Origin of the sequence: Nostoc sp. CHAB 5715, assembly GCF_020829685.1 — a bacterium.
Lineage (GTDB): Bacteria > Cyanobacteriota > Cyanobacteriia > Cyanobacteriales > Nostocaceae > Nostoc.
Window position 1 is genome coordinate 1 of the sequence record NZ_JAIVFR010000251.1, and the last position, 8,164, is coordinate 8,164.

The following is an 8,164-nucleotide window of genomic DNA, read 5'->3' on the forward strand; positions in this document are numbered from 1 at the left end:
ATGGGCGGCAACTTGACTGCCCAGGTCCGCAACATCGCCGAGGTAACGACCGCCGTGGCGCGTGGCGATCTCAATCGCAAGATCACCGTGGACGTGAAGGGCGAAATTCTCGAGCTGAAGGAGACCATCAACACGATGGTCGACCAGCTCAATTCTTTCGCGGGCGAGGTGACCCGCGTCGCGCGCGAAGTCGGCACCGAGGGCAAACTTGGCGGACAGGCCCAGGTCGCAGGCGTTGGTGGCACCTGGAAGGACTTGACCGACAGCGTGAACTTCATGGCTTCGAACCTGACCGAACAGGTTCGCGGCATCGTCAAGGTCGTGACCGCAGTGGCCAACGGCAACCTTAATCAACGGCTGACGGTGCAAGCCAAGGGCGAAGTCGCTGCCCTTGCCGACACCATCAACAATATGACCGACACGCTTGCCACATTCGCCGATCAGGTGACGAACGTCGCCCGTGAGGTCGGTGTGGATGGACGGCTCGGCGGGCAGGCCCATGTCCCGGGTGCCGCCGGCACCTGGAAGGACCTCACCGGCAACGTCAATCTGCTTGCGGCCAACCTGACCAGTCAGGTGCGTGCGATCGCCGACGTCGCGACCGCGGTGACCAAGGGCGATCTCACGCGCTCCATCCAGGTCGAGACGCGCGGTGAGGTGGCCGAACTCAAAGACAACATCAACACGATGATTTCAAACCTGCGCGAAACGACCGAGCGCAACCGGGACGAGGACTGGCTCAAAACCAATCTCGGCCGGTTCACCGGCATGCTGCAGGGTGAACGCGAGCTGTCTAACGTCGGCCAGATGCTGCTGAGCCAGCTGTGTCCGCTGGTCAACGCCTACCAGGGCACAATCTACCACCTTAGCGGCAACGAGGAAAAACCCGAAGAGCAGCAGGAATTGCGTCTGCTTTCCAGCTACGCGCATAGCGGGCGCATCAGGGAAACCATTGCCTTGGGCGAAGGGCTCGCCGGACAATGCGCCGTTGAGAAGTCTCGCATCCTCATAACAAGCGTGCCGCAGGACTTCATTGCCATTTCCTCGAGCTTGGGCGAAGCGCCCATGGTCAACATCGTGGTGCTGCCAGTCCTGTTTGAGGGCGCCACCAAGGCCGTCATCGAGCTCGCGACGCTGCAGCCGTTCACGGAAGTCAACCTCGCATTCCTCGATCAGCTGACCTTGAGCATCGGCGCGGTGTTCAACACCATCGAGGCGACGATGCGGACCGAGGGTCTGCTCACGCAGTCGCAACAGCTGACCGTGGAGCTGCAGTCGCGACAGACAGAACTGCAGCAGACCAACGAAGAGTTGGGCACCAAAGCGCGGCTGCTGGCGGAACAGAACGCCGAGGTGGAACGCAAGAACGCGGAAGTCGAGCAGGCCCGTTATGCGCTTGAAGAGAAAGCGGCTGAGCTGGCGCTGACCTCAAAGTACAAGTCCGAGTTCCTCGCCAACATGTCTCACGAACTGCGCACGCCGCTCAATTCCATCCTCATCCTCAGCCAGCAGTTGTCGCAGAATTCCTCCGGGGGCCTCAGCGAAAAGCAGGTCGAGTTCGCGCGCAATATCAACTCTTCCGGTTCGGACCTGCTCAACCTGATTAATGATATTCTGGACCTGTCGAAGATCGAGTCCGGCACCGTCACCGTCGACATCGAGGACATCCCCTTCGCGGCCCTTCGCGATACCGTCATTCGAAACTTCCGCCATGTCGCGGAAGCCAAGAACCTGCCGTTCAACGTGCATTTTGCCGAGCGCCTGCCTCAGTCGATGAGCAGCGACCCGAAGCGGCTGCATCAGATCCTCAAGAACCTGCTGTCAAACGCCGTCAAGTTTACTGCCCGTGGCCATGTCGACGTACGCGTCGATGTTGCGACACAAGGCTGGACTCCTGATCATCCCCTGCTCAGCAACGCGCCGCAGGTGGTCGCCTTCACCGTCGAGGATACCGGCATCGGTATCGCGCCCGACAAGCAGAAGCTGATCTTCGAGGCGTTCCAGCAGGCTGACGCCGGCACATCGCGCAAGTACGGCGGTACTGGCCTAGGTCTGGCGATCAGCCGAGAGCTGGCCTTCTTGCTCGGAGGAGAAATCAAGCTGACCAGCGTCTACGGCACGGGTAGCACGTTCACCCTCTATCTGCCCCTTCAGTATGTTGGCCCCGAATCGACAAAGCCCGCCTTGAAAGACGACCATGAGGGCTACACCGATGCGGTGCGCGAGCTGCATGTGCTTTCCACGGCGCGGGAAGAGCATATCGACGACGACCGCAATCAGGTTGCGGAAGGGGACGCCGTTCTGCTCATCATCGAGGACGATCCGCACTATGCGCGAATCCTTTTGGGGTTGGCGCGCGATAATGGGTTCAAAGGCATCGTGGCGACCAAGGGCGCAACCGGTCTCGCGATGGCACGTAAGTTCCGACCGGCGGCCATCTCTCTCGACATCTTCTTGCCCGACATGCTCGGTTGGACGGTCCTCAATCAGCTCAAACTCGATCCGGCCACCCGGCACATTCCGGTGCAGATCATCACACTGGAGGAGGAACGCCAGCATGGCCTGTCGCACGGCGCATTCGCTTACCTCGTAAAGGAGCCCACCACCGAGCCGCTCAAAGCCGCTTTCGACCGCATCAGGGACTTTGCTGCCCCACGCACCAAAAAGCTCTTGATCGTCGAAGACAACGATATCGAGCGCCAGTCGATGGTCGAACTTCTCGGCTATGACGACATCGAGGTCGTCACTGTCGAGAATGGCGAACAGGCGCTTGAAGCCCTGGGAGATCAGTCATTCGACTGTATGGTTCTCGACCTTCGCCTGCCCGATATGACCGGATTCGAGCTGATGGACCGGATCCACGAACGGTTGCCGGACTTGCCGATCGTGATCTTTACCGGCAAGGAGCTGACGTCTGACGAGCAGGCTCAGCTGAAGACCGTCGCGAAGAGCATTGTCCTCAAGGATGTCCAGTCGCCCGAGCGGCTTTTGGATGAGACGGCACTGTTCCTGCACCGCGTCGTTACCGACCTTCCGCCGCAGATGCAGGCGATGTTGGAACGTCTGCACGGCTCTAACGAGGTTCTGCGTCACCGGAAGGTCCTGGTGGTTGATGACGATGCCCGCAACATTTTTGCGCTGACTTCCGTCCTCGAAAATCACGATATGGACGTGATGAGCGCAACCAACGGCCGCAAGGCGATCGAGCTGGTGAAATCCACACCCGATCTTGCCATGGTGCTCATGGACATCATGATGCCCGACATGGACGGATACGAGACCATGCGCAACATCCGGCAATCCCCGGAGCATCGCGACCTGCCGATCCTTGCCCTCACGGCCAAAGCCATGCGGGGTGACCGGGAAAAGTGCCTTGATGCCGGGGCCAGCGATTATATCGCCAAACCAGTCAACACCGACCAGTTACTGTCTCTGATGCGCGTGTGGCTCTTCCGATGAAGCAGAGAGCTGGAAAAACCATGAAAGCGGCGCCGGTCTTGGCCGTGGATAACGAGAAAAGCCCAAACGCTGGTGGAACTACGGTTATGGCCGGCGACACTGTCGAAGATCTTCATGCGCCCGCGCGGCCAGCTGCCGGGTCGACACCGATCAATATCCTGATCGTAGACGACGAGCCAAAGAACTTGGCGGTGCTGGAAGCGGTTCTGGACAATCCCGAGTATCGTCTCGTACGTGCGGAATCCGCAGAGCAGGCGCTTCTCGCTCTGCTTGCGGATGATTTTGCGCTCCTCATCCTTGACATTCGCATGCCGGGCGTCACGGGGTTCGAGCTTGCGCAGCTGGTCAAGGATCGGAAGAAGACCGCCCTGGTCCCGATCATCTTTCTGACGGCGTATTACAATGAAGATCAGCATGTGCTGGAGGGCTATGGCAACGGGGCTATCGATTACCTCCACAAGCCCGTCAACGCGCCCGTGCTGAGGGCGAAAGTTGCGGTCTTTGCCGAGCTCTACAGGAAACAACGCGAAGCCGACGAGGCCAACAGGGCCTTGCTCGCCGAGGTCAATTCTCGCCGGCGTGCGGAAGACCAGCTCCGTGAGTTGAACAATACGCTCGAGCAGCAGGTCAGCAGCCGCACCGAGCACATCCGCGTGTTGATGAATGAGGTCAGTCATCGCTCGAAAAACATCCTGAGCTTGGTCATGGTCATGGCCCAGCAGTCAGCGGCAGCGCGATCGGACGACTTCCTGTCGCGATTTGCGAAGCGCATCCAGGCCCTGGCCACCAATCAGGATCTTCTTATTCAGACCCAGTGGCAGAGCGTCGAGATGGCGGAGCTTGTTCAGGCACAGCTGGCTCTGTTCGAAGAGATCGTCGGCAAGAGAATTGGTTTCTCCGGCCCCCAACTGGCCGTTACCGCTAAGGCCTCCCAGTCCATCGGCATCGCTCTCCATGAACTTGCGACCAACGCCGCGAAGTATGGGGCGTTGTCCACGACAGACGGCCGCGTCGATATCGCATGGTCTATCGAGCACCAGGACAGCTCCAAGCCACGCTTCTGTCTCAGCTGGTCGGAGAGCGAGGGCCCGGTGGTCGCCGCGCCGGATCATCGCGGGTTTGGGACACGCGTCGTGAAAGACATGGTCGAAATGGCACTCGATGGAACAGTGCGGCTCGACTATGCGCCCGCAGGCCTCTCCTGGCGGCTGGAGTGCCCGGCTTTAAGTATCCTGCAAGACACGCCTCCCCCATGAAAAAGCGCGTCCTCGTGGTGGAAGACGAGTCATTGCTCGCGCTCGACATTGCCGATCAGCTCGTCAATGCCGGATACGACGTGGTGGGGCCTGCGACATCGGTAAAAATGGCGCAACGCTTGATCGGCGCGGAGGGCTGTGACGCCGCCGTGCTTGACGTCAACCTCGGTAATGAGACCGTCGATCCCGTCGCATTTAATCTGCAAGAACGAGGCATTCCATTCTTTTTCCTGTCAGGCAATTCGCGCGAGCAGGTACCCGCAGCGCTCCGCGACTATCTCTGGCTTTCAAAGCCCGTCTCGCAACCCATGCTGCTGGAGGCGTTGCTCCGATGCATGCCCCATTAAAGCGGGGACGCGTGATACCCGCGGCTAGCCAGTGTCAGGCTTGGCTGGCTCCACGCGACAATGTGAGAGGGCGGTGGGACAAGGCTTCAGCCACCGCCGGACGCTTGGGCTTTTGCGGCGAGCGCTCGTAAGTGATTATACCGGGGTAGGGATGCCAAAGACGCCTATACCGCCGGATGTGAGCGAGTTTATTCTCGCTCACATTGATTCAATCGCTGCCATTGAAGCGCTCGTTTTGCTTGTCCGCCACGCCGACGAAGAGTTGGATGAGAAAAAGTTGGCGGCGCGCCTCTACATAACAGAACCCGAGGCCGGCCTTGTTCTCCAGTCCCTATGCGCCGAAGGTTTGGTCGCATTCGACGGGACTTGCTATCAATACAAATCGACCGACGAGAAGCTGCATTCGATGGTGGAGCGCGTGGTCTTCGCCTATCAGAAGCATTTGATCCCGGTGACCCGCCTTGTTCATTCGAGGCCGCAGCGTATCCGGGAATTTGCCGACGCTTTTCGCTTCAGGAAGGATCGCGGATGATCGTCAATATCATCTACACGATGTGCGCTCTGACCGCAGCGTTATGCGCGACTTTGCTCCTGCGAGCTTATTTTGTCGGCGGTTACCGTCTGCTCTTCTGGGCCGGTCTTTGCTTTGCCGGCCTCACCGTCAACAACCTCCTCCTCGTGATGGACAAGCTCGTCTTTCCTGACATGGACCTCTCTGTCTGGCGAACGACGGCGGCGCTCTTGGCGATGCTCGTGTTGATCTACGGGCTGATATGGGATTCCGAATGAACGATCCAGTGAATTCAGTCTTGATCGGCGCGGTGGCAATGGCCTCGCTCGTCGCAACCCTGTTCTTCTTCCGCTTCTACCGTCAAACCGGGGATACCTTCTTCGCCTTTTTTGCCATCGCATTTGCTGTCGATGCGGCCGGCAGGTTTTTCCTCGGACTGACGCGCGGCTGGGAGGAGCACGAACCCATCTATTACATCATGAGGCTGGTGACGTTCTGCCTTATCCTGGTGGCAATATTTCTAAAGAATCGTCCGAAGCGGACCCGATAGCATAACAGGCGCTCGCGCCTGATGACCTATTCATGGGGTCTGCTTGAACTCGCCTCCGTGATGATGTCTTTTGCCTGCTTCACACCCGAGTCCGCTGCGTCGTCACCGGCTTCAGGGCGCGCTCCAATACATGCGCAACCCGGCGTGCGATGAGCTGCGGGTGGGCATGATGCACCATATGGCCCACGCCCGGTACTTCGTCGAGGAAGCTGTTGTGAAGTTCCCGGTTGAGCCGGCGGCTGTGATGGGACGGCGTCACCATCCGGTCGTCCGTGCCCACGATGACGTCGACGGGCATCAGGAGCTCGCCGTAGCGCTTGGAGAGACGTGCGGCGGCCGCGGGCATTGAGGAGGTATCGGCCGCCACCGCCCCCAACTGCGAGGGCCTGGTTGCCATCGGCACGGAGTAGCGCTCGCGGAATGCATCGGTCGGCCGCAACGGCCAAAAGACTTTCTTGATTGCCAACGGCGCCGTCGCTCGCGACATCAAGGGCCAGACTGTGTGGCGCAGAAGGTCCCCTATGGCTGGCATGTTTAAGATGCTTTGCAACATCACGTCCGTCCGTGTGGTCGGATAATAGTAGCCGCCAATTAGCACCAGGCCGGAGATCGCATCGGGCTCGTCCAGCGCGAGGCTTAAGGCCACGAGCGTGGACCAAGAGTGTGCAACGATGACCGGACGTTCCGCTCGCATCTGATGCATCAACATGAGCAACAGCTGCGCCTCCTGTTCGGGACTCCACGCGCGCTCAGGACGCGTGGAGAGACCGAAGCCCGGACGGTCCAGTGCGATGACGCGATGATTTTCCGCGAGCTGGTCGATCAGGCCGCTGGCCTCCAACTCATCGACCATACCGCCGTTGCCGTGCAACAGGATAACCGGCGGTCCGGAACCGCGGTCGACAACATGGATCGTCGTTTTGCCGATGGTGGCGAACCTGCCGATTGCTTGGTGACGGCTTTCCGCGCGGCGGGCGAGGTACTGCACGAGCACAGCGGACGCAGCTAAACCCGCCGCACCGAGCAAAGCTGCATTGCGGAGACTGGCATGGGTTTGCGCTTGGCGGAACGATACCGGGCTCATAGCGGCTTTCCTTTCGGCAGCAAAAAAGAAGGCCGGTTTGCGACCAGCCTTCTTGCATTAGGACGTCAAATTATTCCGCGGCTTCTTTTCGGCCGCCCCTTGACTTGCGACCCGGCGACTTCGCCTCTGCCTGTTCGGCTTCCACATTGATTTCCGACAAGGCCAGCTCCGACAACTTGGCGTCGGTGTCTTTTTCCTCCTGCAGCGTCGCGCGGAGCAGCTCCGCGGCCTCGGTCATGCCCAGCTTGTCGGCCCAGGCGGCGAGGGTGCCGTAACGGGATATCTCGTAATGCTCAACCGCCTGCGCCGCTGCCAGCATGCCCGCGTCGCGTACGGTATCATCCTTGGCTTCCTGCATGATCTCGCCGGCCTCTTCGGCCAGCCCGTCCATGGCCGGGCAGCGCTTGCCGCGCGGAGCCTTGCCAATCATGTCGAAGATCTGCTCGAGCCTTTCTACCTGTCCTTCGGTTTGTTCGATGTGCTCCTCGAAGGCGCTCGACAGGTCCGATGACGTTGCCTTGCGGGCCATCTTGGGCAGGTTCTTCAAAATCGCCTTCTCGGCGTAGTAGATATCGCGAAGAGTCTCTTCGAATAGTTTTTCCAGGGTTTCCATGAGGTTCTCCAATTTCGTACGCGCTGCATGGCGATGACCGCGATGATCGCACGCAGGAAGGCAGCGAAAAAAGTCGCGAAAGATGGTGCTGGTGCAGCCGTACAATTCTAGACTTCTCAACATCTCCTACCGCCCGAAGGTTCCTCTGCGGCGGCTCGAAAATCCGTAAGCGATTGAACAGGGGACAACGAGAAACCTAGGACATTCTGCTGTTCGGCAGTGACTTGAGCGCCAACTGCAAAGCGTGCCGCAAAGCGATGCCGCAAATCTTGCCCGAAGATTGGTCGCCCAGCTCGTCGTGGCTGTGGAGTGTGGTGCCATCCTTGAGCGCCACCGCGATATGG

8 protein-coding genes and 1 pseudogene are annotated in these 8,164 nt (G+C 59.6%); 6 read left to right on the top strand and 3 right to left on the bottom strand.

Annotation, left to right across the window (positions count from 1 at the left end):
* Positions 1 to 6 precede the first annotated feature (6 nt).
* From LC574_RS15500 to LC574_RS15525, 6 genes and pseudogenes are all read left to right on the top strand, one after another.
* A pseudogene (locus tag LC574_RS15500) lies at positions 7 to 3,459 on the top strand (response regulator); the annotation flags it as partial.
* A 20-nt stretch (positions 3,460 to 3,479) separates the two neighbouring features.
* Positions 3,480 to 4,715, top strand: a complete 1,236-nt coding sequence (locus tag LC574_RS15505) for a response regulator (RefSeq protein ID WP_229454344.1) — start codon at positions 3,480 to 3,482, stop codon at positions 4,713 to 4,715.
* Positions 4,712 to 5,062, top strand: a complete 351-nt coding sequence (locus tag LC574_RS15510) for a hypothetical protein (RefSeq protein WP_229454345.1) — start codon at positions 4,712 to 4,714, stop codon at positions 5,060 to 5,062. Before LC574_RS15505 ends, LC574_RS15510 begins: the two co-directional genes overlap by 4 nt.
* Positions 5,063 to 5,213: 151 nt before the next feature.
* Positions 5,214 to 5,594 (top strand): hypothetical protein, encoded by a 381-nt coding sequence (locus LC574_RS15515; protein WP_229454346.1) that lies wholly within the window; start codon positions 5,214 to 5,216, stop codon positions 5,592 to 5,594.
* A complete protein-coding gene (locus LC574_RS15520) occupies positions 5,591 to 5,851 on the top strand; it encodes a DUF5985 family protein (protein WP_229454347.1) in 261 nt (86 codons plus the stop codon). The genes LC574_RS15515 and LC574_RS15520 overlap by 4 nt, the downstream gene beginning before the upstream one ends.
* Positions 5,848 to 6,123 carry a DUF5985 family protein gene (locus LC574_RS15525; RefSeq protein WP_229454348.1) on the top strand — a complete coding sequence of 92 codons (276 nt, stop codon included), beginning with the start codon at positions 5,848 to 5,850 and terminating at the stop codon, positions 6,121 to 6,123. Before LC574_RS15520 ends, LC574_RS15525 begins: the two co-directional genes overlap by 4 nt.
* Positions 6,124 to 6,202: 79 nt before the next feature.
* On the opposite strand, the gene LC574_RS15530 is transcribed toward LC574_RS15525, so the two are convergent.
* From LC574_RS15530 to LC574_RS15540, 3 genes are all read right to left on the bottom strand, one after another.
* On the bottom strand, positions 6,203 to 7,207 hold the full coding sequence (locus tag LC574_RS15530) for an alpha/beta fold hydrolase (RefSeq protein ID WP_229454349.1): 1,005 nt from the start codon (positions 7,205 to 7,207) through the stop codon (positions 6,203 to 6,205).
* A 70-nt stretch (positions 7,208 to 7,277) separates the two neighbouring features.
* Entirely contained in the window at positions 7,278 to 7,820 is a 543-nt protein-coding gene (locus tag LC574_RS15535; protein ID WP_229454350.1) for a ferritin-like domain-containing protein, read from the bottom strand.
* 116 nt (positions 7,821 to 7,936) lie between these two features.
* Positions 7,937 to 8,164: hypothetical protein (locus LC574_RS15540; RefSeq protein ID WP_229454351.1), on the bottom strand; the 228-nt coding region annotated here is incomplete at its 5' end.

Coding starts and splice junctions, on each gene's coding strand:
- LC574_RS15505 (WP_229454344.1), top strand. CDS start 3,480: ATGAAAGCGGCGCCGGTCTTGGCCGTGGATAACGAGAAAAGCCCAAAC.
- LC574_RS15520 (WP_229454347.1), top strand. CDS start 5,591: ATGATCGTCAATATCATCTACACGATGTGCGCTCTGACCGCAGCGTTA.
- LC574_RS15525 (WP_229454348.1), top strand. CDS start 5,848: ATGAACGATCCAGTGAATTCAGTCTTGATCGGCGCGGTGGCAATGGCC.
- LC574_RS15530 (WP_229454349.1), bottom strand. CDS start 7,207: ATGAGCCCGGTATCGTTCCGCCAAGCGCAAACCCATGCCAGTCTCCGC.
- LC574_RS15510 (WP_229454345.1), top strand. CDS start 4,712: ATGAAAAAGCGCGTCCTCGTGGTGGAAGACGAGTCATTGCTCGCGCTC.
- LC574_RS15515 (WP_229454346.1), top strand. CDS start 5,214: ATGCCAAAGACGCCTATACCGCCGGATGTGAGCGAGTTTATTCTCGCT.
- LC574_RS15535 (WP_229454350.1), bottom strand. CDS start 7,820: ATGGAAACCCTGGAAAAACTATTCGAAGAGACTCTTCGCGATATCTAC.